The following is a 23,685-nucleotide window of genomic DNA, read 5'->3' as shown; positions in this document are numbered from 1 at the left end:
CTCATGCGGCACCGCCTTCTTCTTCAGGCGCCGGCTGCGGCACCGGTTCTTCCTTCTTCGGCGGCACCGGCGCGAAGTAGCCCACCAGCAGCAGCAAGGCGCCGACCGCGATGAACGACACGATGCGGAACAGCCCGCCGCGGTCTGCCAGTTCGACGAAGAACAGCTTGAGCACCACCACGCCCAGCAGCGCCGCGCCCGCCACCCACAGCGTGCGCACGCGGCGCGAATGGCCGAGCACCATGGCGACGACGCCGCAGATGGCCCAGGTGATGGACAGCGCCGCCTGCGTGAGCCAAGAGGCGTACAGCGCGTCGAAGCGCCACTCGACACCCGCGTAGTGGTGGCAGGTGCGCAGCACCATGCCCGTGAGCAACGCCAGGCCCGTGAAGCCGGCCGCGCCCTTCGCGGCCATCGGCTGGACGCGCGCGAACGAGCCTTGCGGCAAGACGCGCCACCAGAGCACCAGCGCGAACAGCACCAGCCATTGCGCGAGTTCGAGCGGGTTGAGCAGCGGCACGTAAGGCAGCGGCGACGCATCGCCCGGGCTGACCGCATTGGTCACCCACGCCCACGCCAGCAGGTACACCGCCACCGGCGTGGCGGCGAACTCGAGGTAGGCGCTGCGGAATTCGGTGAGCGGCCAGCGCGGCAGCAGCGCGCGCGAGCGCAGCGCCCACAGCACCAGCGCGGGCACGATGGCCCAGCCCAGCAATTGCCAGCTCGACCATTCGGCGCCGACACGGCCCAGCTGCCACTGGCATTCGCGCGCGGCCAGCAGCAGGAAGAGCCAGAAGCCGGCGACGTGGAACGGCGCGAGCGCCGGGGCGTCGGCCCAGCGCTTCTGCGCGCGCAGCAGGCGCAGGTGCCATACCAGCGCCAGCGGCCATGCGATCCAGCCGAGCGCGCTCGACGGCACATAGAACAGCGTCGGCCCGCCCGCGATGCCGTAGGCGGCGATCAGGCCGAAGGCCGGCAGCGTGGCCAGCGTCGCCTTGCCGAGCTGCGACCAGTCGCGGCGGTACGCCACGATGGCGGCCAGCACCGAGGTGACGAGCACCACGGCCATCGTGCCGGCGGGAATGTGGCTCGCGAGGCCGTGGCGGTTGAGCACGCGAACGCTTTCGTCGAGCGCGCCGAACAGCCACCAGCCCAGGCCCCAGACCACCGGCGCCCACAGCACCGCCGCAATGGCGCACCAGGCATTGGTCCAGCGCTTGCGCGCCGTGCCGACCGGCTCGCTCAGGCGCGGACGCGCCTCGTCGCGCAGCCAGTCGCCCGCGAGCAAGGCGGTCAGGCCCAGCACCACCGGGGTCCAGAAACCGAGGTGGGCAAACGCCGGGCGCACCGCACCGGCGACGTCCGCCACGGCCACGTTGGCCACATCGGCCACGCTGACGCCGAACGCGACGGCGGCAATGACCTGCAGCACGCCCGCAAGCGCCGCGAGCGGGAAGTGCGCCATGCGCAGCGCCACCCACAGCACCACCGTGGCCGTCAGCGGCCACAGCAGCGCCACCTGCGCCAGATTCAGCTGGAACAGCATCGCCAGGTGCAGCAGGCTCACGCCGGCAATCACGCCGATGACGTTGCCGGCCGACCACTCGGGCTGCACGCCGCGCGCGAGCGCCGCGCGGTGCGCCTGCAGCATCGACCATGCCGCGCTGCCGAGCACGCTGAGCGCGATCAGGCATGCCGCGGCGGCGCCCTCCCAGCCGCTCTGCAGCACCTTCGCGTCGACCACCTCGCCGGTGCGGTGCAGCGTGGCGATGAAGCCCGCCACCGCCAGCGCCTGCATGCCGAAGCTCACGTAGCTCAGCGGCAGCAAGGCCAGCCGGATCGCCACCGCGAAAGTCACCGAAGCCAGCACGGCCGTGGCCGCCGCGGCCCACGGCGGCGTGAACCACTGCCACAGCAGCAGCGTGAGCGCGGCCATGCCGAGCCACGGCAAGGCGGTGCCGGCCAGCGCCTCGACGCTGTTGCCCGCGTCCAGCCTGGCGCGCCGGTGGATCGCCCACATCGCGAAGGCGCTCACCGCGACCAGCACCGGGCCGATCACCGAGCCGTCGAGCAGCGGATGCCCCGGTGCCGCGTCGAGCCGCGTGGCCTCGAGCAGCTTGAGCACCGCGCCGGCGAACACCACGAAGGAGAAGGCGCGCGCATAGCCGCGCCCCTGCCGCGCGCCCAGCCAGTACATGCCGGCCGCCTCGACCGCCCATGCCGCGCCGGTCCACTGCCCCTCGAGGCCGAGCGGAATGGCCAGCGTGCCGAAGATCACGCCCACGATGGCGTAGGCCTCCGCCAGCAGCGCCAGCCCCTTGGGCTGCGTGGCGAACACCAGCCGGCCCAGCAGCAGGTAGAAGGCCGAGAGCGCCAGCGCCGAGAAGGCGGCGCCGTATTCCCAGGGCCGCATCAGCAGCACCTGCATGCCGAAGGCGACCATCGGCGTGCCGAACACCAGCGAGCTGTCGACGCGGCCCGCGCGGCGCAGCGTATCGAGCGCGCGCGTGGCCAGCGGCTGCGCGGGCTGCACCGGTGCGTCGAACAGCGTGCGGCGCGCGAACAGCAGGCCGATGGCGGTGAACAGCAGGAAGAACACCACCAGGAAGGGCTCGATGGTGGCGAACTGGTCGTCGGTGTAGTACTTGTGCGCCCAGCCGGCCGCCAGCGTGAAGGTGCCGACGAAGCCGATCAGGTTGAGCACGCGCCAGGCCTTGAACCAGGCGATCAGCACGATGCCCACGTCGAGCACCAGCAGGTAGGTGAACAGGCCCACCGGCTGGTTCGAGCCGGTGGACGCCAGCACCGGCGCCGCGAAGCCTTCGAGCGCGGCCACGATGGCCAGCAGCGGCGCGTTCTGCAGCACGGCCAGCGCGGCGCTGAGCACGGCCACGCCGAACAGGAAGGCGAAGCCGACGCTGGCCGGCAGCAGCCCGCTGAGCTTCATGGCCGCGAGCGTCGTCAGGTAGAACACGCCGATGCCCGCGCCCTGCAGGATCAGCGCATAGCCCGCGCGCTTGTGGCGCAGCAGCCAGCCCAGCACCAGCAGGCCCGCGCCGACCAGCGCGACGGCCGCGTAGCGCAGCTCGATCGGCACGGTGACGCGTTCGGCCGTGTAGCGCAGCAGGAAGGCCAGCCCGAGGAACAGGATCAGCACGCCGAGCTTGACGAGCATGTTGCCGCCGAAGATCAGGTTGGCGATGGGTGCGGGCAGGCGGTCGCGCAGCGCAAGCGCCGGTGGTGGGGGCGGCGGCGGTGCGCGGCGAACCTGGGCCGGGGCCGGGGTGGGGACCGGTGCGGGCGCCGCGGCCTGCACCGGGGCCGGCACCAGGGGCGCGACGGGCTCCTGGGCCACGGGCGCCTTGGGCAGGCTCGCCTCGGCCAGCATCCGCGACAGGCGGGCCTGCTCGATCTCGGCGGCCCGCGACGCCAGCGTGGCCACGGGAAGCGGCGGCGCTTCCGGCAGCGGCGTGGCGCCCATCGAGGTGGCCATCGAGGTGGCAAGTTCGCCGGAAGACAGTTCGGGGATGACCGAGGCTTCGGACACTTCAGGCACTTCGGCGGCCGTCGCGCCCTGCGCCAGCCGGCTTTCGAGCGCGGCGACACGCTGCTCGAGCTCCGACACGCGTTGCTGCAGCTTCAGCACGCCGCCGCCGGGCGCGGTTGCAGCCGCATTTGCGGCGTTGGCGCCCGCATTGACCGCCGGCGTGCGCTCAGCCTCGGTGCGGTACGGCTCGGCCTTGTCTTTCTTCTTCCTGCCGACCAGCTGCGGCAGCGCGAACGCACCGACCACCGCAAGCACCAGCGCCACGGGCACCGATTCGAACAGCGCTCCAATGAACAGGCCGGCAATGATGCCCAAGAACCACATCCCTGACTCCCCTTGTTTGGCGAGTGCGGAGTGTACGACCGTTCAACACAAAAGCGCCCGTTGCGCGCGTCCCGCCTACGTTGTGCGCTATAGCTTTAGTAGCAACTCAGATGGGCGTGAGCTTGGCCACCGACAGCGCCAGCCACTTCACGCCGTGGCGCGCGAACTTGACCTGCGCGCGCGCATCGTCGCCCGAGCCTTCCAGCGCGGTGACCGTGCCTTCGCCGAACTTGTTGTGGAACACCTGCATGCCCGAGCGCAGGCCGTGCGCGGGCGCGCTCTTCTGCGGCGGCACGGGCGGGCTGGCGAAGGTGTCCTTGTCGCGGTTGCTGCCGTAGCCGGTGCCCTGGCCGCCGCCATAACCGCCGCCGTAGCCTCCTGACCCGCCGCGCGTGCTGCCGTAGCCGCCGCCGTAGCCGAAGGCCGAGGGCGTGAAGCCCTGGTTCTTCGGGGTGAGCCACTTCAGCGCGCCTTCGGGCAGCTCTTCGAAGAAGCGGCTCTTGACGTTGTAGCGGGTCTGGCCGTGCAGCATGCGCGTCTGCGAATGGCTCAGGTACAGGCGCTTGCGGGCGCGCGTGATGGCCACGTACATCAGGCGGCGTTCTTCCTCGAGGCTCTCGAAGTCGCTCATCGAGTTCTCGTGCGGGAACAGGCCCTCTTCCATGCCGGTGATGAACACGCAGTCGAACTCCAGGCCCTTGGCGGCGTGCACCGTCATGAGCTGCACCGCGTCCTGCCCGGCCTGCGCCTGGTTGTCGCCCGATTCGAGCGCGGCGTGCGTGAGGAACGCGGCCAGCGGGCTCAGCGTTTCGCCGGTCTCGGCGTCGGGCGCGAGCGGCTCGTCGATCACCGGGCGGGTCAGGTCGATGCCCTGGCTCGCGGGCGACTGGCGCAGCTCGTCGACCGGCAGCGCCACGGCGTCGCGGCCGAAGCCTTCCTGCGTGACGAAGCTCTCGGCCGCGTTCACCAGTTCTTCCAGATTCTCGATGCGGTCGGCGCCTTCGCGGTCGGCCTTGTAGTGCTCCACGAGGCCGCTGTGGTCGAGCACCAGCTCGATGATCTCGCGCAGGCTCACGCCCTGGGTCTGCTCGCGCAGCACGTCGATCTTGGCGACGAAGCCCGTGAGGTTGGCGCCCGCCTTGCCGCCGACCACGCTCACCGCGTCGTGCAGCGAACGCCCGGCCGCGCGGGACGCGTCCTGCAGGGTTTCGAGCGTGCGCGCGCCGATGCCGCGCGGCGGGAAATTGACCACCCGCAGGAAGCTGGTGTCGTCGTCCTTGTTCTCCAGCAGGCGCAGGTAGGCCAGCGCGTGCTTGATTTCGGCGCGCTCGAAGAAGCGCAGGCCGCCGTACACGCGGTACGGCACCGACGCGTTGAACAGCGCCGTTTCGATCACCCGGCTCTGCGCATTGCTGCGGTAGAGCACGGCCATTTCCTTGCGCTCGAAGCCGTCGCGCACGAGCTGGCGCATTTCCTCGACCATCCACTGCGCCTCGGCCAGGTCGGTGGGCGACTCGTACACGCGCACGGGCTCGCCGGGGCCCTGCGTCGTGCGCAGGTTCTTGCCGAGGCGTTTCTTGTTGTGGCTGATGAGCTCGTTGGCGGAGTCGAGGATGTTGCTGTAGCTGCGGTAGTTCTGCTCCAGCTTGATCTGGTGGCGCACGTCGAACTCGCGCACGAAGTCGGTCATGTTGCCCACGCGCGCGCCGCGGAAGGCATAGATGCTCTGGTCATCGTCGCCCACCGCGATCACGCTGTTGCGCCCGGGCTCGAACTGGCCTCCGACGGTGTTGCCCGCCAGCATCTTGATCCACGCGTACTGCAGGCGGTTGGTGTCCTGGAACTCGTCGATCAGGATGTGGCGAAAGCGCCGCTGGTAGTGCTCGCGCACCGGGTCGTTGTCGCGCAGCAATTCGTAGCTGCGCAGCATGAGCTCGCCGAAATCGACCACGCCTTCGCGCTGGCATTGCTCTTCGTACAGGCGGTAGATCTCGACCTTCTTGCGGTCGTCCTCGTTGCGCACTTCCACGCCGTCGGGGCGCAGGCCGTCTTCCTTGGCGCCGGCGATGAACCACTGGGTCTGCTTGGCGGGAAAGCGCTCGTCATCGACGTTGAACTGCTTCATCAGGCGCTTGATGGCCGAGAGCTGGTCCTGCGTGTCGAGGATCTGGAAGGTCGAGGGCAGGTTGGCCAGCTTCCAGTGCGCGCGCAGCAGGCGGTTGCACAGGCCGTGGAAGGTCCCGATCCACATGCCGCGCACGTTGACGGGCAGGATGGCCGTCAGCCGCGTCATCATTTCCTTGGCGGCCTTGTTGGTGAAGGTCACGGCCAGGATGCCGCCGGCGGAGACCTGGCCCGTTTGCAGCAGCCACGCGATGCGGGTGGTGAGCACGCGCGTCTTGCCCGAGCCCGCGCCCGCGAGGATGAGCGCGTTGCCTTCGGGCAACGTGACCGCGGCGAGCTGCTCCGCGTTCAGGTTATGGAGCAGCGGCATGTCCGAAGGATTCGGGAGGGGGGCGTCAGCCGCAGGATCGTTAAACAACATCCTTCGATTGTAGAAACCACGGCGTATGCGGGTTATATGAAGATTCGGAAGACCCGGCTTCGCGAGACCGCGTAGACTCAATCACCGGGCCCAAGTTTCTTGCGCCCGGTTTTTTGTGGGCGTCTTCTTGCAAGAACGCACCGCGAAAGCCGGCCGGACCAAGCGCTCATTCGTTCCATTCAACGATTCCTTTCAGGAGCCTGGTCATGCAGATTTTCGATTACGACAACATCCTTTTGCTCCCGCGCAAGTGTCGCGTGGAGAGCCGCTCCGAGTGCGACACCAGCGTCACGCTGGGCGAACGCAGCTTCCGCCTGCCGGTGGTGCCCGCCAACATGAAGACGGTGGTCGACGAGTCGATCTGCCTGTGGCTCGCGCAGAACGGCTACTTCTACGTGATGCACCGCTTCGACCTGGACAACGTCCAGTTCGTGAAGGACATGCAGGGCAAGGGCGTGTTCGCCTCGATCTCGCTCGGCGTGAAGAAGCCCGACTACGACACCGTCGACCAGCTGGTGGCGCAGGGCCTGGTGCCCGAGTACGTGACCATCGACATCGCGCACGGCCACGCCGACAGCGTGAAGAACATGATCGGCTACCTCAAGCAGAAGCTGCCGAAGACCTTCGTGATTGCCGGCAACGTCGGCACGCCCGAAGCGGTGATCGACCTGGAGAACTGGGGCGCCGACGCGACCAAGGTCGGCATCGGCCCGGGCAAGGTCTGCATCACCAAGCTCAAGACCGGCTTCGGCACGGGCGGCTGGCAGCTGTCGGCGCTCAAGTGGTGCGCGCGCGTGGCGACCAAGCCGATCATTGCGGACGGCGGCATTCGCGACCATGGAGACATCGCCAAGAGCGTGCGCTTTGGCGCGTCGATGGTGATGATCGGCTCGCTGTTCGCGGGCCACGAGGAGTCGCCGGGCAAGACCGTCGAGGTCGACGGCGCGCTCTTCAAGGAGTACTACGGCTCGGCCAGCGACTTCAACAAGGGCGAATACAAGCACGTCGAGGGCAAGCGCATCCTCGAGCCCGTGAAGGGCAAGCTGGCCGACACGCTGGTCGAGATGGAACAGGACGTGCAGAGCTCGATCAGCTACGCGGGCGGCCGCGCCCTGATGGACATCCGCAAGGTCAACTACGTCACGCTGGGCGGCGACAACGCGGGCGAACACCTGCTGATGTAAGCCCCCTGCCCTGGCCGCCGATCAGGCCTCGAGCAGCTGCACCGCATGGCGGTGCAATGCATGGGCCGGATCGGCCAGCGCATCGACCACGTCGAAGTGGTTGAGCCCCGGCAGCACCTCGCACACCGGCACGGTGTTGCGGCCCCACGACTCGCGGATCATCGCGTTGTGGCGGATGAATTCTTCGCTCTCGCTGCCGCCCGCGACGGCGTAGAGCTGGCCGCGCTTCGGCGCGGGCCACAGCGCCGGGCTGGCGCGCAGCACGTCGGCATCGGTCAGCTTCAGCGTGTTCACCAGGAACGGCGTGTGCTGCAGCGGGCGCAGGTCGTAGAGCCCGGAGATCGACAGCGCGTTGCGCACCAGTTGCACGGGCAGGTCGGGAGCGACCGCTTTCCAGTCGCAGGACAGCAGCGCAGCGGCCATGTGCCCGCCGGCCGAGTGGCCCGCGACGGTGATGCGCGAGGGGTCGCCGCCGTAGGCCGCGACGTAGCGCCAGGTCCACTCGAGCGCGCGCACCATCTGCATCACGATGCCGGGCACCGTGACCGGCTGCTCCGCCGTGCCGGGGCACAGCGCGTAGTTGGGTTGCACCACGCAGATGCCGCGGTCGTTGAACGCGGGTGAAATGAAGGAGTGGTCTTTCTTGTCCATCGCGCGCCAGTAGCCGCCGTGGATGAAGACCAGCACCGGCGCGTCGGGCACGGGTGCGGGGAAGACGTCGAGCGTTTCGTTCGTGCCGCTGCCGTAGGGAATGTCGATCCGCGCAGGCAAGGCATCGCGTGCGGCGGCGGAATCGCGGGCCCAGCGCTGGAAGTACGCGGGGTGGTCTTTCACCCGCGCGAGGTTGTTGTACATGCCTTCCAGCCAGGCGGGTTCGAACGAAGCCATGCGATTTTTCTCCGTGTTTCGCGAGGCGCGCATCTTGGCACGCCGGGGTGTGCGAAAACGGGAGTTCTGGCTAAAATTCGCTGTGCGTCGGGGGGGTAGCTCAGCTGGGAGAGCGCCGCGTTCGCAATGCGGAGGTCGTGAGTTCGATCCTCATCCTCTCCACCAGACCGACACAAAAAAGGCCTTGGCATCTGCCAGGGCCTTTTTCTTTTTCAGGGCTCAGGTATCGAGCGTCAGGTGCTGGCCGTGCAGCGCGGACGCCGCTGGCGATGCAAGGAAGGCGATGGTCTGCGCGGCGACCGAGGTCGACACCCAGTCGGCCGGGTTCGCATCGGGCATCGCCTGGCGATTGGCCGGCGTGTCCAGCACGCTGGGGGCGACGCTGTTCACGCTGACGCCGTGCGGCGCCGCCTCGGCCGCCATGGCTTCGACCAGGCGCTGCAGCGCGCTCTTCGATGCGATGTACGCGGCCATGGCCGGCAGGCCGCGCGCGGCCACCTTCGCCGTCACGGCAATGATGCTGCCGGCGCGGCGTTCGGTCATCGACGGCAGCACCGCCTGCGTGACGGCGACGAACGACCAGGCGTTGAGATTCATCATCCGGTCCCAGCTCTCGCGCGTGAGCGCATGCGTGGCCTCGCCCATCTCGAAGCCGCCGGCGATGTGGACCAGCGTGTCGATGCGGCCGAAGGACTTGAGCGCTTGCTGCGCGAGGCTCTTCATCTCGGAAGCGGAAGTCACGTCGCCCGAGAGCAGCAGGTGCTGCGAGTTGTCGAGACCGGGGAAGACTTCGGCGAGTCGGCCCGCGTGGTGATCGACCAGCGCAAGGCGCGCGCCCTGATCGAGAAAGTGCTGTGCCACGGCCCGACCCAATGCGCCTGCGGCGCCGGTGATCAAGACATGGGGCGTGGTGCTTGCGTCGCTCATCGAAATTCTCCTGGTTGAAGGGCCCTGCCCTGTCGGTGATGACGCATCCTAACGTTGCGTCTGCAAATTTTTTGGAAAAGCTTCAGAACTGGTATATACTCGTGGTCTTGCCAGATAGCAGCAAACGCTGTCTAAGCAAGGGCTCTTAGCTCAGTTGGTAGAGCAGCGGACTCTTAATCCGTAGGTCGAGTGTTCGAGTCACTCAGGGCCCACCACCAACAAGCGCAGTAATGCTGAACCCGCCCGCTACCCACAAGGTAGCGGGCGTTTTTCATTGTGCTGCGCCCTGCCGCGCAGTCCATTCGTCGACACAGCGCGCCAGCAGGTCGCGACGCTCTCCCACTTCCGCCATCAGATACTGCCGTGCGTGTTCCTGCGCCAGTTCGTTCGACAGGAACCACTGCGCTCGCGCGTCGGTCCCTTGCGCAGGCGGCGCGTCCCACGTCGCATCTCGGTTGCCGAGGAACGCTTCCGTGACCGGCAGCCGCCCATCGGTCTTGCCGAGTTCGCACAACGCATCGCGCGGGCCGCCAAGATCGATGCGCACCTTCACGACCTCGTCGTCCGCCTCGATAGACGCACCGAGACCGCCCGATCGATGCACCTGCCAAAGCTGCGCAGCGGAGGCATTCCGAACCCAGCTCTCGAGGGCTCGCGCCAGACTCTCAAGAATGATCAGTTTGTTCATACGGGAATTTTTCACAGTTTTGCGGAGCACTTACCTCTTGCCCCGGATGCAACCTACAAAAGGACCCTATGCGCCGTGGCATCTTGCACATGCTGTCACGCACAGAAGAAGAAGAACACCACAGGGACTGCAACTTCGAAGCCAAAGGCTCGTTCAACCCGCACAGGCGGGTATTTTTTTGCCTGGCCGAAATCAGCGCCGGCAACGACGTCCGCGGACAACGCATTGACACGGTCGCGGCGTATGCATTCAAGCGTGAGCTATATTTCCTCCCATGGAAAAGGCGTCCGACATAGGCAAACCCACCGTCCCCATCGACCTGATCGGGCCGGACCATTGGCCGCGCTCCAGGCGCGGCGGCGGGCGCACAACCAAAGTGATCCTCGCCGTCGTCGGCGGACTGGCCGCCGCCGGACTGATCGCCTACAACCTCTTCGGCGTCGGACGCTGACGCCTCGCTCTCCCTCAAACGAAAAAGCCCGCCGTCCGAAAGACAGCGGGCTTCGTTCATTGGCGCGGACCTCATCGCGATCCCGCCCTCATTGAAGCCGCGAGCCCTTGGGCAGGCGCTTCGCGAGCCACTCGTGCACGTCCGCACGGATGTTGCGGCCTTCGAGCAGAAAGTTCTCGTAGCGGCTCGGCACGTACGGCAGGTAGACCAGCCGCATGCCCGCTTCCTCCGGCGTGCGCGCGGCCTTGCGGTTGTTGCAGACCGCGCATGCGCTCACGAGGTTGGTCCAGGTCCACGGGCCGCCGCGCGACTCGGGCATCACGTGCTCGCACTGCAGGTCGCGTTCGTGGAACACGTTCGCGCAGTAGGCGCAGGTGTGGCGGTCGCGGCGCAGCAGCTTGCTCTTGGTGACGCTCGGAATCACGTCGAACAGGTTGATCTTCGACGCGCCGCGCAGCGCGATGATCGGCGCCACCTCGACGCGCGACTGCACACCGCGCGCCACGTTGAAGCCGCCACGCAGCGTGGCCAGCGGCAGGTCGCCGTCTTCCCAGGCGACCGAGCCGGTCGCGTAGTGCAACACCGCCTGCTCCAGCGAGATCCAGGCCTGCGGCGTGCCCTGAATATCGAGTTGCAGGACGTGAGGATGCATGTCTCGCCTCCTTTCGCGGCGATGGTTGGGATGAAGTTGAACGAAACGAAACCATGGGGTGCACGAACGGAATCGAACCGTCGTCAGCGGGACCACAACCCGCGGCTCTGCCATTGAGCTACGCGCACCATGAAAAACTGAAGGCCGGCCGGCTTACCATTCGCCGACCGCGCGAACGCGCTGGTCGAGATCGAGTCCTTCCGGCAGCGGATCGCATCCCGGCGAGGCCGCCGCGCATTCGCCTGCCCGGCGCGCGTCGACGGCAATGCCGAAGCGGCGGGCCAGGGCCAGCACCATGCGGCTGCGCGGCTGTGCCGGGCGCACGGTGATCATCCGGATCGGGGTGTTGCGCTTGCGCATGATGTGACTCCTTGGTTGTGTGACAGCTGACAAATAAAAAATGGCCCCACGTGCACGACTCGAACGTGCAACCCCTTGCTTCGTAGGCAAGTGCTCTCATCCATTGAGCTAACGCGGGTCGAAAACAAAAAGTGTCCGGTTACGGGTTCCGGCGCCGCCCAATCGTTGCGGCCGGTTTCCGCGGGAGAACCATCTGCATGGCCCGGTCCCGCTCGGGTTCGGTGATGAAAAAAACGGTGGCCCGCCTTTCCATTTCGGTTGTGTCCTCACGCGACGGGCAGCGCGCTGGGCGCTGCCCCGTACGACGTCGCTGCACAGGAGTGATCAGTTCCTGCACATCCCGCCAGACCGTCTACGCGGTGGACACTGGCGGTGTGGTGAAGGCACACCCGAAATGGCAAACAAGCACGACAAAAACAAAAGCCAAAAACAAAAAGGCCCGGAACCTTGCGGTGTCCGGGCCTCTGCATGAGAGAGCTTGGAAGGTATGCGCCTATGCGCAACCTCCACCCGGTAGCACCTGATCCTCTGCTTTTCCAACGCGCAGGCTGGCTGCGGCTTGTGTCGAATACGCGTGGCTCTGGTGCTGATTCAGTCGGACCGACGGCATGCTGCCGAAACCACCACACGCCCAGACGCGCACGAGCGATCGGCCCGAGGCGGGTCGAATGCTGGTGAGGTGCAATGCGGTGTTCACGATGGTTCCTGAGTCAAAAATTGCCGCTGTCGGCTGTAAGGGGTTGGAAAAAAGGGACGGCTTGGGGCCGCGAATGAAGGCAACTGTAAATAGTGTTTACGACGGCGTCAACAACCGGGACAATCTTTTCTTGTCTTGTTGTTGTTTTTGAACAGTGCCCAATATCACCGTCGCGCGTCGCCGCAATGCCCTCGCGCTGCACCGTCGTTTTCTCGAAGAGGCCGTGGCCGCCGGCCTGCCGGCCAAGGGGCTGGACCAGGCGTTTGCGAAGAAGATCGAAATCTCGCCGAGCATGTGGAGCCAGATCAAGAGCGCCCGGCCCATCGGCGACAACCTGGCGCGGCAGATCGAGCGGCACTGCGACGTCGAGCCCCACTGGCTCGACAAGGAAGACCGCCCCTCCGAAGTGCCCGACGCGGCGGAAGATCGCTTCATCGCCGCTGCGCGCGAGGCATGGCGCACAGCCAATGCCAAGGGCAAGAAAGAGCTCGCCAGCTGGCTCAAGAAGCGCGCGCAGGCCGCCGCTGGCAACGAGCCTGCCCCCTAGCTTCCCAGCCCGCTGACAAGCTGAAGGCCGTCAGCCCAGCTCGGGCGCGCTGCGCAAGATGGCCGCGCGCATGTCCTCGGGAATGGCGACGGCGCGATGGGTCTCCAGCGACGTCGTCACGATCACCTGCGTCATCTGCATGCGCACTTCGCCGCCTTCGGCGCTGAAGCAGCGCACCGCCAGCGTCATCGAGCGCGAGCCCAGCCGCTGCACGGACAGGCCGAGCATCACCGGGTCGCCCATGCGGCTCACGGCGCGGAAGTCGACGTCGAGCTTCACGGTTGGCAGGCCGATGCGGCGTTGCGCCACCAGCCCGTGGTAGCTGAGCCCCAGGCCTTCGTTGACCCAGTCCTCGATCAGCCCGTTGAGCATCACGAAGTACTGCGGATAGAAGACGATGCCCGCCGGATCGCAGTCGGAAAAGCGGATCAGCCGTGGCCGGCGGAACTCCGTGCTCGCAGCCGAAAGATCGACGTGGGTGCCCTCGCTCATGCTCAGCCCTCCTCGCCCGCCGGCTCGCCGCGCATCACGTGCACGCGCAGCAGGCCCAGTTGCGTGTGCATCTGCTTGACCGTCTTCATGTCCAGCCCCGAGAACATCTCGAGGATCCACTGCTCGTGCTCGCTCGCCATGGTCTCGAAGGTGCGGCGGCCCGCGGGCGTGAGGCTCACGATCCAGGCGCGGCGGTCGTCGGGGCTGGGCGCGCGCGCCACCATGCCTTCGCGCTCGAGCTCGTCCGTCAGGCCCGTCACGTTGCCGCCGGTCACCATCAGGTAGCGCGACAGCACGCGCATCTTCAGGCCGTCCTTGTAGCGGTAGAGCTGCGCCATGTAGTCGAAGCGCGCCAGCGAGATGCCGAAGCGCTCGCGCAGCCGCCGCCGGATCTCGGCCTCGATCTGCGTGGTGCTGGCCAGCATGCGCAACCAGAGCTTGAGCATCGCGTGGTCCTCGTGGCCCGCGCGGGCCTCGTGGCCGAGTTCTTCCGCGTCGCTCAGCACGGCGTGCGAGGCATCGTTGCGTGTCATGTCACTTCTCCCCCTGAAACCGAGATCGACTGCCCGGTGACCGACGCGGCGCCCGCACCGCAGAGCCAACGCACGGCATCGGCCACCTCGGCCGGCTGCACGATGCGGCGCTGCGGGTTCACGCTCGAGAACTCCGCCAGCGCATCGGCCTCGCTGCGCCCGGTCTTGCCGACCACGTTGGCGACGCTGTTGCGCAGGATGTCGGTGTCGGTGTAGCCCGGGCACACGGCATTCACCGTGATGCCCTTGCGCGCCACCTCCAGTGCCAGCGAGCGCGTGAGCCCGACCACGCCGTGCTTGGCCGCGGTGTAGGCCGCCACGTAGGCGTAGCCCTTCTGCCCCGCCGTGCTGGCGATGTTGACGATGCGGCCCCAGCCCGCGTCGAGCATGTCGGGCAACGCGGCCTGCGCGCACAGGAAGCTGCCCGTGAGGTTGACCGACAGCATGCGCTGCCAGAGCTCGAACGAGGTCTTGAGGAAGGGCGCGCTCTCGGCCGCGCCCGCGTTGTTGACGAGCACCGCGACCGGCCCGCGCGCGGCGCGGGCCTCGGCAAAGGCCGCCTGCACCGCCTCGGGGTTCGCCACGTCGGCGGCCACCACGCCGTGCCCGCTTCCGGCGAGCGAATCGGCCACGCGCTGCAGCGCCTCGCGGTCGCGGCCCAGCAGCGTCAGCACGGCGCCTTCGGCAGCCAGGGTGCGGGCGATCTCGGCGCCAATGCCGCGTGCCGCGCCCGTGACGAGTGCGTGCCGGCCAGTGAGTGAATTTGTTTGCATACCTGAATGTTTTAGTTCTGAACCATTTTAACGCGCGGTCCGTGCCCGGGTTGTCAGCGCATGAAACGGCCGCCGTTGAGGTCCAGCGTCGCGCCGGTCATGAAAGCGGCGGCCGGCGAGGCCAGGTAGACGACCGCCGCGGCCACTTCCTCGGGCAGGCCGAAGCGTCCGACCGGAATGGCGGCCTTCAGCGCCTGCTGCCGCGCGGGCTCCATGGCCTCCAGCGGCGGGCTCTGGATCGCGGCGGGCGCCAGCGCGTTCACCGTCACGCCGTGCGGCGCCAGTTCCTGCGCGAACGACCGCGTGAGCGCCAGCAGCCCGGCCTTGCTCGCGCCATAGTGCACACCGGTCGCGGCACTGGCCTGCTGCCCGGCCAGCGAGCCCAGGTTGACGATGCGCCCCGAACCGCGCTCGCGCATGTGCCGCCCGGCGATGCGGCAGCCGAAGAAGCTGCCGCGCAGGTTCACGGCCAACACGTCGTCCCATTCCTCGGGCGTGATGTCCCACAGCGAGGTGGTCGGCGTGCGTGCCGCGTTGTTGACCATGATGTCGACGGCACCGAAATGCGCGACCGCCCTGTCGAAGGCATCGCGAAACGCCGCCTCGTCGCGCACGTCGAGCCTCAGCGCAAGCCCGTCGATCTGCGCCGCCACGGCCTGTGCATTCGCCGGCTCGACATCGGCCAGCGCCACGCGCGCCCCGGCCTGCGCCAGCCCGCGCGCAATGGCCGCGCCCAGCCCCTGCCCCGCACCCGTCACGAACGCCGCGCGGCCGGCAAGCGGGAGCAGCGTTGCGTTCGTCATGCGCCTCAGGCCCTCGCGGGCCGGCCGTCCCAGGTCTGCGGACCCACGCCGCGCTCGCGCAGCTTGAACTTCTGCACCTTGCCGTTCTCGGTGCGCGGCAGGTCGGCCAGCACGTCGATGTAGCGCGGCACGGCGAAGTACGGCAGGCGGCCTTCGCAGAAGCGCACGAGTTCGGCGGGGTCGATGGCCACGCCCTCGCGCGCCACCAGCGCGGCCATCACCTCGTCTTCCGCCAGTTCGGAGCGCACCGGGTACACCGCGCACGAGGCCACGCCCGCGTGGCTCAGCAGCACCTGCTCGACCTCGAACGACGAGATGTTCTCGCCGCGCCGGCGAATCGCGTCCTTGATGCGGTCGACGAAACGAAACGCGCCGTCGGCGTCCTGCACCACGCGGTCGCCGGTGTGGAACCAGAGATTGCGCCAGGCCTCGACCGTCTTCCCGGGCATGTTGAAGTAGCCGCTCGCAAAGGCGTGCGGCTCGTCCGCGCGCAGCAGCAGCTCGCCGGCCTCGCCGGGCGGCAGGGCCCCGTCGTCCTCATCGGCCACGCGCGCCTGGAAGCCCGGCCGCAGCCAACCCATGACGCCGCCGCGCGGCGAATCGGGCGCGGTGGCGATGGCGAAATTGGTCTCGGTCGAGCCGTAGCCCTCGAGCAGCGGCACACCCGTGCGCGCCTTGAACGCCGCCCCCGCCGCGGAAGGCACGCCCGGCCCCAGGCCGATGCGCACGCGGTGATCGCGCTCGCCGGGCCCTTCGGGCTGCGCCAGCAGGATCGGCACCATCGCGCCCAGCAGGTACACCACCGTCGCGCCGCTCGCGCGCATCGACGGCCAGAAGCCCGAGGCGGAGAAGCGCGACTCGAACACCACTTCGGCGCCGGTCAGCGCAGCCTGCGCGAAGGTGTTGAGCGCATTGATGTGAAACAGCGGCAGCGTGGTGCACAGCACGTCGTCGGCGCCCACGCCGAGCACTTCCGCGCTGTTCACGCCCCACCAGAAATACTGCGCGTGCGGGCACATCACGCCCTTGGCCGGCCCGGTCGTGCCGGAGGTATAGAGGATCGCAAGCGGATCGCCGGGCTGCACGGCCGCGGGCGCGAGCGCCTCGCCGCCTTCGGGGTAAGGCGTCACGCGCACGCCCTCGGGCGCCTGCCAGTCCGCGGGCTCGGCCTCGCCCACCACCCAGATCTCGCGCAACGCGGTGCGCGCCAGGTCCGCCGTGGCAAGCCGCGACAGAAAGCCCGCCTCGATCACCAGCAGCTTCGCCTCGCTGTTCGCGAGGAAGTATTCGACCTGCGGCCCCATCGACGCGGTGTTGACCGGCACCACCGCCGCACCCAGCCAGCCCGCGCCCAGGAAGCTCTCGAGAAACTCGACACGGTTGCCGCACATCACAGCCACGCGGTCGCCGCGCACCACGCCGGCCGCGGCCAGCGCGCCGGCGCGAACGGCTGCTGCCTGCGCTGCGTCGCGGTGCGCCCACGCCCGCCCCGCGATCCGCAGCAGCGCGCGCGGGCCGAACAGCCCGGCCTGCCGCTGCAACATCGCCGGCAGCGTGCGCTGCGCGGGCGGCACGGCGCGCGCGTCACTCGTCATCGTGCGTGCCTCCGCCAAGGTAGGTGGCCTGCACGCGCGGGTCGCTCGCCAGCTCGGCCGATGCGCCCGACAACGCAATCTCGCCGGTTTCCAGCACATAGCCCTCGTCCGAGCTCTCGAGCGCGGCGCGCGCGTTCTGCTCCACCAGCAGGATCGACACGCCGTCGTCGCGCAGCTTGCGCACGATGGTCAGGATGTCGCGCACGATCAGCGGCGCCAGGCCCAGGCTGGGCTCGTCCAGCATCAGCAGGCGCGGCGCCGACATCAGCGCGCGCCCCACCGCCAGCATCTGCCGCTCGCCGCCCGACAGCGTGTCGGCGCGCTGCGAGCGCCGCTCGGCCAGCCGCGGAAAGCGGTCGTACACCGACTGCAGCCGCTTCTTCATCGCATCGCCGCGCAGCCGCTTGGCATAGGCGCCGAGCTGCAGGTTGTCGAGCACGGTGAGCTCGCCGAACAGCTCGCGCTTCTCGGGCACCAGGCACAGGCCGCGTTCCACGCGCGCTTCCACGTCCAGCCCCTGCAGGTCTTCGCCTTCGAAGCGCAGCGTGCCCTTGCAGGGCAGCAGCCCCATCGCCGCGGCCAGCAGCGTGGTCTTGCCCGCGCCGTTCGGGCCGATCACCGAGATGATCTGCCCCGGCTGCAGGTCGAGCGACACACCGCGCACCGCCTCCACCTGCCCGTACGACACATGCAGGTCGCCAATCTCCAGCATCGCGGTCATTTCGTTACCCCCAGGCTTGGCACTTCGTGTACTTCTCCCACCCCCTGAAGGGGGCCCGCGCCTTCGGGCGGCCGTGCGGCGCTCATACGACGCTCCCCAGGTAAGCCGCCTGCACACGCTCGTCGGCGCGCACCGCCGAGGGCACGCCCTCCACGAGCTTGGAGCCGAAGTTCATCACCACCAGCCGGTCCACCAGTTTCATCACGAAGTCCATGTCGTGTTCGACGATGAGGATGGTCACGCCCTCCTCGCGCAGCTTGCGCAGCAGGTCGCCGAGTGCCATCTTTTCCTTGCGGCGCAGGCCGGCGGCGGGCTCGTCGAGCACCAGCAGCACCGGGTCGGCGGCCAGCGCGCGCGCAATCTCCAGGATGCGCTGCGTGCCCAGCGGCAGGCTGCCCGCCAGCTCGTGCGCGCGGTCGCCCAGGCCGATGCGGTCGAGCTGGCGCTGCGCCTCCTGCAGGATCTGGCTTTCCTCCGTGCGGTCGAGCCGCAGGCCCGCCTTCAGGATGCCCGAGCGCGTGCGCGAGTGCGCGCCCAGCGCCACGTTGTCGAGCAGGCTCATGCGCGGCCTCAGCTTCACGTGCTGGAAGGTGCGCGCCAGGCCCAGCCGCGCCACCTGCCGCTGCGGCAGGCCGGCAATGTCGTGCTCCAGAAAGCGCACCTGCCCCGCGCTCATGGGCAGCGTGCAGGTCAGCAGGTTGAACATGGTCGACTTGCCCGCGCCGTTGGGCCCGATCAGCCCGACGATCTCGCCGGCCTTCACGTCGAAGCTCACGTCGTTCACCGCCACCAGCCCGCCGAAGCGCTTCACCGCGCCGTTGACCGACAGCACCGGCGATCCGCGTGCCGGCAGCGTGCGGTTGGCCAGCGGCTCGACCGGCGCCGCCTCGTGGCGCGACGGCCCCTGCGGCGCGCCGCGCCGGTGCGTCCAGCGGCGCAGCAGGCCCATGACGCCGCCGCGCGCGAAGTGCAGCAGCAGGATGAAGAGCGCGGCGAAGGCCACGGCCTCCAGCTGGCCGGCGCGTTGCGTGAGCATCGGCAGCACGTCCTGCAGGCCGTTCTTCAGCACCAGCACCAGCGCGGCGCCCACCAGCGCGCCCGCCAGTTGCCCGAGCCCGCCGGCCACCGCCATCAGCAGGTACTCGATGCTGGCGCGCACGTCGAAGGGCGACGGGCTCACGAAGCGGTTCATGTGCGCGTACAACCAACCCGCCAGCCCCGCGAACAACGCCGCCGTGACGAACAGCGACAGCCGCACGCGGTACGCATCCGCGCCCACGCTCGCCAGCAGCGTGGCACCGCCGCGCAGCCCGCGAATGGCGCGACCCGGCCGCGACTGCAGCAGGTTGTGGCTGAACAGGCAGGCCAGCCCCACCACCACCCAGATCAGGTAGTACATCGCGCGCGGGTCGGCCAGCGACCAGCCCGCCACCTGCAGCGCCGGAATGTTCGACAGCCCCGTGTGCCGGCCCAGCGCATCGACGTTGCCGAACAGCATCGCAATCGACAGCCCCCACGCGATGGTGCTCAGCGGCAGGAAGTGCCCGCCGAGCCGCAGCGTGAGCATGCCGATGGCCAGCGCCGACAGCCCCGTGAGCAGCAGTGCGAAGAGCAGCCCGATCCACGGCGACATGCCCTGCGTGGTGGTGAGCCATGCGGTCGCGTAGGCCGCGATGCCCACGAAGGCCGCCTGCCCGAACGACGTGGCACCGCCCACGCCCGTGAGCATCACCAGGCCCAGCGCCACCAGTGCGCCGATGCCGATGTCGTTGAGCAGCGAGACGGTGAAGCTGCCCGCCACCACCGGCACCAGGGCCAGCACGGCGACGATGCCGGCGATCCAAGCGCCGCGCTTCTTGAGATTCGCGTTCATTGGTCCACCTCGTCTTCTTCCTCTTCGGCGTGCGCGACCATGAAGGAGCGCAGCATGAGCACGGGAATCAGCAGGCTGAAGACGATCACGTCTTTCAGTGCGCCGCTCCAGAACGAGGCGAAGCTTTCCACCACGCCGACCGCGAGCGCACCCACGGCCGTCATCGGGTAGCTCACCAGCCCGCCGATGATCGCGGCCACGAAGGCCTTCAGGCCGATGATGAAGCCCGAGTCGTAGTACATGGTCGTCACCGGCGCAATCAGCACGCCGATGAGCCCCGCCAGCAGCGAGGCGCAGCCGTACGCCAGCAGCGCCGTGCGCACCGGCCGGATGCCCACCAGCCGCGCGCCCACCCGGTTCACGGCCGTGGCGCGCAGCGCCTTGCCGGCCACCGTGCGCTCGAACACCAGGAAGAACAACCCGCTCAGCACAATGGCCGCCCCCACCATCAGCACCACCTGGCCGCTGACGGTGAAGCCGTCGCCCAGCGTGAACACGGCGCTGGTCAGCGGCGTGGTGCGCGAGCCTTCAGGCCCGAAGAACAGCAGGCCCAGGCCCGACAAAAGGAAGTGCAGCGCCAGCGACACGATCAGCAGCACCAGCACCGACGCGTCCGCGATCGGCTGGAACACCACCCGCGCGAGCAGCGGCGCAATCGGCACCACCAGCAGCACGGCCACCGCGATGTGCACCGCCACCGGCACGCCGGGCCGCGCGGCAAGCCATGCCAGCACGCACGGAATGGCGGGCAGCACGCCCCACATCAGCACGGCCTTGGGAATGCGTGCGGTCTCGCCGCGCCGCAGCAGGCTGCCGATCTCGGTGGCCAGCGCCAGCGCGGCCAGCACCGCCACCATGCCGATGGTGGCCGGCACGTGGCCGGTTTCAAACGCCGCGAGCGACAGGGCCGCGAAGGCCGCGATGTCGCCGAACGGCACGAACACCACCCGCGTGACGGAAAAGATCAGCACCAGCCCGAGCCCGGCCAGCAGGTAGACGGCGCCGTTGGCCAGCCCGTCGGTGAGAAGAATGAGTGCCACGTCCCATGTCATCGCGCGGCCCTCCGGCAAGGCAAAGGCGAGTGGTTCAAGGTGCGAGCTTCCATTGGCCGTTGTCGAGCTTGACGATCACGCGGGCACGTTCGTCCACGCCGTAAAGGCTGCCGGGCTTGAAGCTGTAGACACCGTGCGTGCCCACCACTTCCCTGGTGCTGAAGATGGCATCGCGCAGGGCGACGCGAAACTCGGGCGTTCCCGGCTCGGCCTTCTTCATGGCGCGCGATGCGGCGTCCGCGAACACCAGCCAGCCGTCGAAAGAATAGGCCGAGAAGGCGTCGCTGGTCGGTGCGTTGTTGACCTTCTGGAACACGGCGCGGAACTCGGTCGCGATCTTCTTGGTCGGGTAGCTGTCGGGCAGCTGCTCGGCCACGATCACCGGGCCCGTGGGCATCAGCGCGTTCTGGCCGGAGGCACCCACCACGCGCACGAAGTCGGGGTTGATCAGCCCGTGCTGCCCGTACACGCCGCCCTTGAAGCCGCGCTCCTGCAGCGCCAGGAACGGCAGCGCGCCCGGCGTGCCGGCGCCGCCGGTCATCACCGCGTCGGGCCGCAGCGCCACGATCTTCAGCACCTGGCCCGTGACCGACGCGTCGGCGCGCGCATAGCGCTCGTTGCTCACCACCTTGATGCCGGCGGCCGGCGCGGCCTTCATGAGCGCGTCGTACACCAGGTCGCCCCAGGCGTCGGTGAAACCGATGTAGCCCACGGTCTTCACGTTGTTGCGCTTCATGCGCTCGACCACCGCGTCGATCATCAGCTGCGTGGGCTGCGCCACCGTCATCACCCACGGGTTCTCGTTGGGGTCGAGCAGGATGGGCGTGAGGCCGATCATCGGCGTCTTCGCTTCCTTGCCCACCTGCGCCATCGCAATGGCGGCCGGCACGCCCGAGGTGCCCATGAGCACGTCGACCTTTTCTTCCTCGATCAGCTTGCGCGCGTTGCGCCCGGCCGTGGTCGGGTCGGAGCCGTCGTCGAGCACGATGAGTTGCACCTTGCGGCCGTTCACCTCGGGCTTGTAGGCCAGCGCGGCCTGCATGCCCTTGGCGTAAGGCACGCCCAGCGAGGAGTTCGGCCCCGACAGCGACACGCTCAGGCCGACCTTCAGGTCGGCCGCGAATGCGCTGGCAATGCCGCAGGCGGTCAGCGCCGCGGCGAGTGTGCCGCGCGTCAAGGTCTGCATCAGGCTCTTCATGTCGTAGCTCCAGTGAGGATGGTGGGAATGAACAGGAAACTCAGATGAACAACTGGATCGCCGGCAACGCACGCGCGGCGTTGAGCAGGTCGATGCGCTTCTCGCGGATGCGCCAGCCGCCGGGCGTGCGCACGAGGTGGTGGCGGGCCGTGCCGCTCAGCAGCACCTGGTCTTCGCCGCGCGCCTCCACGTACAGGAACGGCGTGCGCAGGCGCACTTCGTCGCCGCCCTGGTGCTCGACGCGCGAGGGCTGCAGCACGTGCTGGCTGTGGCTGGCGGGGTGCTGCGAGTGCGCGCGCGGGTTCTTCAGGCGCTCCACGCGCAGCTGCAGCAGCAGCCGGTCTTCGTAGGCCAGCGAGTTGTGCGAGAACGGATCGGCCTGCGCCGCGCCGAGCAGCGGCACCCAGTAGTGGCCGTCCTCCGCGAACAGGGCCAGCCATTCGTCGAAGCGTTTTTCGTCGAGCAGCGCCGCCTCGTGGGCGACCACGTCGCGCGGGTCCGTCATGGCGCGGCCTCCGCATTCATGCCCGCCGCCATGGACTTCGCCCACGCGCGGAACTGGTTGCGCATCAGCAGTTCGTTGGTGCCGTTGGTGGTCACCGTGGCCTGCTGCGTCTCCGCCGGGTCGTGGTTGCGGTGCAGGCTCACCCATTCGTTGCCGCCGGCGCGCAGGCCCTGCTGGATGCTCTCGAACAGATGCACGTCGTCGTGCGCCACCACCGACATGGGCGAGAACACGAGGCGGTTGTAGCTCATGGCGCGCTCGAACAGCAGCGCCGGCGCACCGGCCGCGCGGAAGCTCCAGGCCTCGATCAGCGTGCGGTTGGCCGCCAGCGGGCGGATCACGCGGATGGCCTGCGGCGAGCCCTTGACCGACAGGCTCGGATAGAACACCGAGTTCTGCGGCGAGCGCTGCAATATCTCCGTGGCGCGCGCCTCGCCGTGCGCGGCGCGCATCGCGGCCTCGTACGCGGGCAGCTGCGCGTAGTTGGAATGGATGCTGAAGTTCACCCCCAGCACGCTGTGGCCGTTGGCGAACACGCGCCCGCCCATCTTGTCGAAGAATTCGTAGCCCGAGCCGAAGGGCAGGATCTGCTCCATCGCCATGGGCTTGGGGTCAGTGGGCGCATGGCCTTCCCACAGTGCCTCGGCCGCCTTGGTGGCCGACTCGTGCGTGGACATCGGGTGCACCGTGTCGTTGATGTTCTCCAGGTACATCTTCCAGTTGCAGTGCACGATGTTGCGCAGCACGCCGCCGCCCACGCTCAGCTTGCCTTCGGGCGAGCGGTCGACCATGTTGTCTATGGCGCCCAGCACTTCGCCGAAGTAGTCCTCGAACGAAGGGCCGGTGTCCGACAGCCGCACGAACACGAAGTCGCGGTACACCTTCACATGCTTCACCGCCGACAGCCCTTGCCCCGATTCGCAGGCTTTTAGCTGCGTGCCTTCATAGCCATTCTTCAGCGGCAGCCCGAGCGGCGCGCCGTCGAGCTTGTAGGTCCACGCGTGGTACGGGCAGCGGAAGAAACGGCCGGTGTTGCCGCTCTCGTCCGTCACCAGCTGCGTGCCCTTGTGGGCGCAGCGGTTGTAGAGCACATGCACGTCGCCGCCGGGCTGGCGCACCATGAGCAGCGGCCGCCCCGCGATGTCCTGCGTCACGAAGTCGCCGGGCTCGGGCACCTGGCTCGCATGGCCTAGAAAGACCCAGGTGTTGGCGAACAGGTGTTCCTGCTCCAGCGCGAAAAGCTCGTCGCTGAGGTACAGGTCGCGGTGCACCCGGTCGTCGCGGACCAGCGCCGCGACAAGATCGGGGCGGTTGCGGTAGGTGGTCATGG

Annotated in this window: 21 protein-coding genes and 4 tRNA genes; 5 read left to right on the top strand and 20 right to left on the bottom strand. The window is 68.6% G+C overall.

Annotated elements, in window-relative coordinates:
• Position 1: 1 nt before the first annotated feature.
• The gene (locus tag BM004_RS05050; protein WP_093211614.1) at positions 2-3,871 is read right to left on the bottom strand and encodes a DUF2339 domain-containing protein; all 3,870 of its coding nucleotides are present in this window, start codon (positions 3,869-3,871) and stop codon (positions 2-4) included.
• 106 nt (positions 3,872-3,977) lie between these two features.
• On the bottom strand, positions 3,978-6,416 hold the full coding sequence (locus tag BM004_RS05045) for a UvrD-helicase domain-containing protein (RefSeq protein WP_093124414.1): 2,439 nt from the start codon (positions 6,414-6,416) through the stop codon (positions 3,978-3,980).
• 206 nt (positions 6,417-6,622) lie between these two features.
• Between BM004_RS05045 and BM004_RS05040 the strand changes: the two genes are divergently transcribed.
• Positions 6,623-7,600: a GMP reductase gene (locus BM004_RS05040; protein ID WP_093124411.1), complete on the top strand. Its 978-nt coding sequence runs from the start codon at positions 6,623-6,625 to the stop codon at positions 7,598-7,600.
• 21 nt (positions 7,601-7,621) lie between these two features.
• On the opposite strand, the gene BM004_RS05035 is transcribed toward BM004_RS05040, so the two are convergent.
• Positions 7,622-8,488, bottom strand: a complete 867-nt coding sequence (locus tag BM004_RS05035) for an alpha/beta hydrolase (RefSeq protein WP_093212029.1) — start codon at positions 8,486-8,488, stop codon at positions 7,622-7,624.
• 89 nt (positions 8,489-8,577) lie between these two features.
• Here BM004_RS05035 and BM004_RS05030 point away from each other — a divergent pair.
• A tRNA-Ala gene (locus tag BM004_RS05030) sits at positions 8,578-8,653 on the top strand.
• Positions 8,654-8,707: 54 nt separating this feature from the next.
• Here BM004_RS05030 and BM004_RS05025 read toward each other — a convergent pair.
• Positions 8,708-9,415, bottom strand: coding sequence for an SDR family NAD(P)-dependent oxidoreductase (locus tag BM004_RS05025; RefSeq protein WP_093211612.1), 708 nt, complete (start codon positions 9,413-9,415; stop codon positions 8,708-8,710).
• 139 nt (positions 9,416-9,554) lie between these two features.
• Here BM004_RS05025 and BM004_RS05020 point away from each other — a divergent pair.
• Positions 9,555-9,630, top strand: a tRNA-Lys gene (locus BM004_RS05020).
• A 56-nt stretch (positions 9,631-9,686) separates the two neighbouring features.
• Here the strand turns inward: BM004_RS05020 and BM004_RS05015 are convergent.
• Positions 9,687-10,103: a hypothetical protein gene (locus BM004_RS05015; protein ID WP_093211610.1), complete on the bottom strand. Its 417-nt coding sequence runs from the start codon at positions 10,101-10,103 to the stop codon at positions 9,687-9,689.
• 274 nt (positions 10,104-10,377) lie between these two features.
• Here BM004_RS05015 and BM004_RS41350 point away from each other — a divergent pair, with 274 nt between their 5' ends.
• Positions 10,378-10,554, top strand: a complete 177-nt coding sequence (locus BM004_RS41350) for a hypothetical protein (protein WP_177206351.1) — start codon at positions 10,378-10,380, stop codon at positions 10,552-10,554.
• 88 nt (positions 10,555-10,642) lie between these two features.
• Here BM004_RS41350 and BM004_RS05010 read toward each other — a convergent pair whose 3' ends face one another.
• From BM004_RS05010 to BM004_RS04995, 4 genes are all read right to left on the bottom strand, one after another.
• Complete coding sequence (locus tag BM004_RS05010; RefSeq protein ID WP_093211608.1) at positions 10,643-11,206, bottom strand: HNH endonuclease; 564 nt, start codon at positions 11,204-11,206, stop codon at positions 10,643-10,645.
• Positions 11,207-11,260: 54 nt separating this feature from the next.
• Positions 11,261-11,334: transfer RNA gene (locus BM004_RS05005), tRNA-His, on the bottom strand.
• A gap of 25 nt (positions 11,335-11,359) precedes the next feature.
• On the bottom strand, positions 11,360-11,566 hold the full coding sequence (locus tag BM004_RS05000; protein ID WP_093124397.1) for a short-chain dehydrogenase: 207 nt from the start codon (positions 11,564-11,566) through the stop codon (positions 11,360-11,362).
• Between the two features lie 41 nt (positions 11,567-11,607).
• A tRNA-Arg gene (locus tag BM004_RS04995) sits at positions 11,608-11,684 on the bottom strand.
• A gap of 733 nt (positions 11,685-12,417) precedes the next feature.
• On the opposite strand from BM004_RS04995, the gene BM004_RS04990 reads away from it, so the two are divergent.
• The gene (locus BM004_RS04990) at positions 12,418-12,810 is read left to right on the top strand and encodes a hypothetical protein (RefSeq protein WP_093211606.1); all 393 of its coding nucleotides are present in this window, start codon (positions 12,418-12,420) and stop codon (positions 12,808-12,810) included.
• A 30-nt stretch (positions 12,811-12,840) separates the two neighbouring features.
• Here BM004_RS04990 and BM004_RS04985 read toward each other — a convergent pair whose 3' ends face one another.
• The 11 genes from BM004_RS04985 to BM004_RS04935 form a co-directional block, all read right to left on the bottom strand.
• Positions 12,841-13,302: an acyl-CoA thioesterase gene (locus BM004_RS04985; RefSeq protein ID WP_093124392.1), complete on the bottom strand. Its 462-nt coding sequence runs from the start codon at positions 13,300-13,302 to the stop codon at positions 12,841-12,843.
• A gap of 2 nt (positions 13,303-13,304) precedes the next feature.
• The gene (locus tag BM004_RS04980; RefSeq protein ID WP_093124389.1) at positions 13,305-13,835 is read right to left on the bottom strand and encodes a MarR family winged helix-turn-helix transcriptional regulator; all 531 of its coding nucleotides are present in this window, start codon (positions 13,833-13,835) and stop codon (positions 13,305-13,307) included.
• Positions 13,832-14,608 (bottom strand): SDR family NAD(P)-dependent oxidoreductase, encoded by a 777-nt coding sequence (locus BM004_RS04975; RefSeq protein ID WP_093124387.1) that lies wholly within the window; start codon positions 14,606-14,608, stop codon positions 13,832-13,834. The genes BM004_RS04980 and BM004_RS04975 overlap by 4 nt, the downstream gene beginning before the upstream one ends.
• A 53-nt stretch (positions 14,609-14,661) precedes the next feature.
• Positions 14,662-15,411: an SDR family NAD(P)-dependent oxidoreductase gene (locus BM004_RS04970; protein WP_093211604.1), complete on the bottom strand. Its 750-nt coding sequence runs from the start codon at positions 15,409-15,411 to the stop codon at positions 14,662-14,664.
• 5 nt (positions 15,412-15,416) lie between these two features.
• Positions 15,417-17,006: an ATP-dependent acyl-CoA ligase gene (locus BM004_RS04965; protein ID WP_093211602.1), complete on the bottom strand. Its 1,590-nt coding sequence runs from the start codon at positions 17,004-17,006 to the stop codon at positions 15,417-15,419.
• On the bottom strand, positions 16,996-17,727 hold the full coding sequence (locus BM004_RS04960) for an ABC transporter ATP-binding protein (protein WP_093124379.1): 732 nt from the start codon (positions 17,725-17,727) through the stop codon (positions 16,996-16,998). Before BM004_RS04960 ends, BM004_RS04965 begins: the two co-directional genes overlap by 11 nt.
• 82 nt (positions 17,728-17,809) lie before the next feature.
• Positions 17,810-19,600: a branched-chain amino acid ABC transporter ATP-binding protein/permease gene (locus BM004_RS04955; RefSeq protein WP_093211600.1), complete on the bottom strand. Its 1,791-nt coding sequence runs from the start codon at positions 19,598-19,600 to the stop codon at positions 17,810-17,812.
• Entirely contained in the window at positions 19,597-20,652 is a 1,056-nt protein-coding gene (locus BM004_RS04950) for a branched-chain amino acid ABC transporter permease (protein WP_093124373.1), read from the bottom strand. The genes BM004_RS04955 and BM004_RS04950 overlap by 4 nt, the downstream gene beginning before the upstream one ends.
• Before the next feature lie 34 nt (positions 20,653-20,686).
• Positions 20,687-21,850: an ABC transporter substrate-binding protein gene (locus BM004_RS04945; RefSeq protein WP_093211598.1), complete on the bottom strand. Its 1,164-nt coding sequence runs from the start codon at positions 21,848-21,850 to the stop codon at positions 20,687-20,689.
• Positions 21,851-21,890: 40 nt separating this feature from the next.
• Positions 21,891-22,355: an aromatic-ring-hydroxylating dioxygenase subunit beta gene (locus BM004_RS04940; protein ID WP_093211596.1), complete on the bottom strand. Its 465-nt coding sequence runs from the start codon at positions 22,353-22,355 to the stop codon at positions 21,891-21,893.
• Positions 22,352-23,683, bottom strand: coding sequence for an aromatic ring-hydroxylating dioxygenase subunit alpha (locus BM004_RS04935; protein ID WP_093211594.1), 1,332 nt, complete (start codon positions 23,681-23,683; stop codon positions 22,352-22,354). The genes BM004_RS04940 and BM004_RS04935 overlap by 4 nt, the downstream gene beginning before the upstream one ends.
• Positions 23,684-23,685 lie beyond the last annotated feature (2 nt).

Origin of the sequence: Variovorax sp. OK212 (genome assembly GCF_900112425.1) — a bacterium.
GTDB lineage: Bacteria > Pseudomonadota > Gammaproteobacteria > Burkholderiales > Burkholderiaceae_C > Variovorax.
Note: the sequence above shows the minus strand (reverse complement) of the source record. Positions and strands in the feature narration are given on the sequence as shown.

What these genes read in the sequence shown, in the direction of transcription:
- BM004_RS05050 (WP_093211614.1), bottom strand. Translation starts at nt 3,871, where the DNA reads ATGTGGTTCTTGGGCATCATTGCCGGCCTGTTCATTGGAGCGCTGTTC.
- BM004_RS05045 (WP_093124414.1), bottom strand. Translation starts at nt 6,416, where the DNA reads ATGTTGTTTAACGATCCTGCGGCTGACGCCCCCCTCCCGAATCCTTCG.
- BM004_RS05040 (WP_093124411.1), top strand. Translation starts at nt 6,623, where the DNA reads ATGCAGATTTTCGATTACGACAACATCCTTTTGCTCCCGCGCAAGTGT.
- BM004_RS05035 (WP_093212029.1), bottom strand. Translation starts at nt 8,488, where the DNA reads ATGGCTTCGTTCGAACCCGCCTGGCTGGAAGGCATGTACAACAACCTC.
- BM004_RS05025 (WP_093211612.1), bottom strand. Translation starts at nt 9,415, where the DNA reads ATGAGCGACGCAAGCACCACGCCCCATGTCTTGATCACCGGCGCCGCA.
- BM004_RS05015 (WP_093211610.1), bottom strand. Translation starts at nt 10,103, where the DNA reads ATGAACAAACTGATCATTCTTGAGAGTCTGGCGCGAGCCCTCGAGAGC.
- BM004_RS41350 (WP_177206351.1), top strand. Translation starts at nt 10,378, where the DNA reads ATGGAAAAGGCGTCCGACATAGGCAAACCCACCGTCCCCATCGACCTG.
- BM004_RS05010 (WP_093211608.1), bottom strand. Translation starts at nt 11,206, where the DNA reads ATGCATCCTCACGTCCTGCAACTCGATATTCAGGGCACGCCGCAGGCC.
- BM004_RS05000 (WP_093124397.1), bottom strand. Translation starts at nt 11,566, where the DNA reads ATGCGCAAGCGCAACACCCCGATCCGGATGATCACCGTGCGCCCGGCA.
- BM004_RS04985 (WP_093124392.1), bottom strand. Translation starts at nt 13,302, where the DNA reads ATGAGCGAGGGCACCCACGTCGATCTTTCGGCTGCGAGCACGGAGTTC.
- BM004_RS04980 (WP_093124389.1), bottom strand. Translation starts at nt 13,835, where the DNA reads ATGACACGCAACGATGCCTCGCACGCCGTGCTGAGCGACGCGGAAGAA.
- BM004_RS04975 (WP_093124387.1), bottom strand. Translation starts at nt 14,608, where the DNA reads ATGCAAACAAATTCACTCACTGGCCGGCACGCACTCGTCACGGGCGCG.
- BM004_RS04970 (WP_093211604.1), bottom strand. Translation starts at nt 15,411, where the DNA reads ATGACGAACGCAACGCTGCTCCCGCTTGCCGGCCGCGCGGCGTTCGTG.
- BM004_RS04965 (WP_093211602.1), bottom strand. Translation starts at nt 17,006, where the DNA reads ATGACGAGTGACGCGCGCGCCGTGCCGCCCGCGCAGCGCACGCTGCCG.
- BM004_RS04960 (WP_093124379.1), bottom strand. Translation starts at nt 17,727, where the DNA reads ATGACCGCGATGCTGGAGATTGGCGACCTGCATGTGTCGTACGGGCAG.
- BM004_RS04955 (WP_093211600.1), bottom strand. Translation starts at nt 19,600, where the DNA reads ATGAACGCGAATCTCAAGAAGCGCGGCGCTTGGATCGCCGGCATCGTC.
- BM004_RS04950 (WP_093124373.1), bottom strand. Translation starts at nt 20,652, where the DNA reads ATGACATGGGACGTGGCACTCATTCTTCTCACCGACGGGCTGGCCAAC.
- BM004_RS04945 (WP_093211598.1), bottom strand. Translation starts at nt 21,850, where the DNA reads ATGAAGAGCCTGATGCAGACCTTGACGCGCGGCACACTCGCCGCGGCG.
- BM004_RS04940 (WP_093211596.1), bottom strand. Translation starts at nt 22,355, where the DNA reads ATGACGGACCCGCGCGACGTGGTCGCCCACGAGGCGGCGCTGCTCGAC.
- BM004_RS04935 (WP_093211594.1), bottom strand. Translation starts at nt 23,683, where the DNA reads ATGACCACCTACCGCAACCGCCCCGATCTTGTCGCGGCGCTGGTCCGC.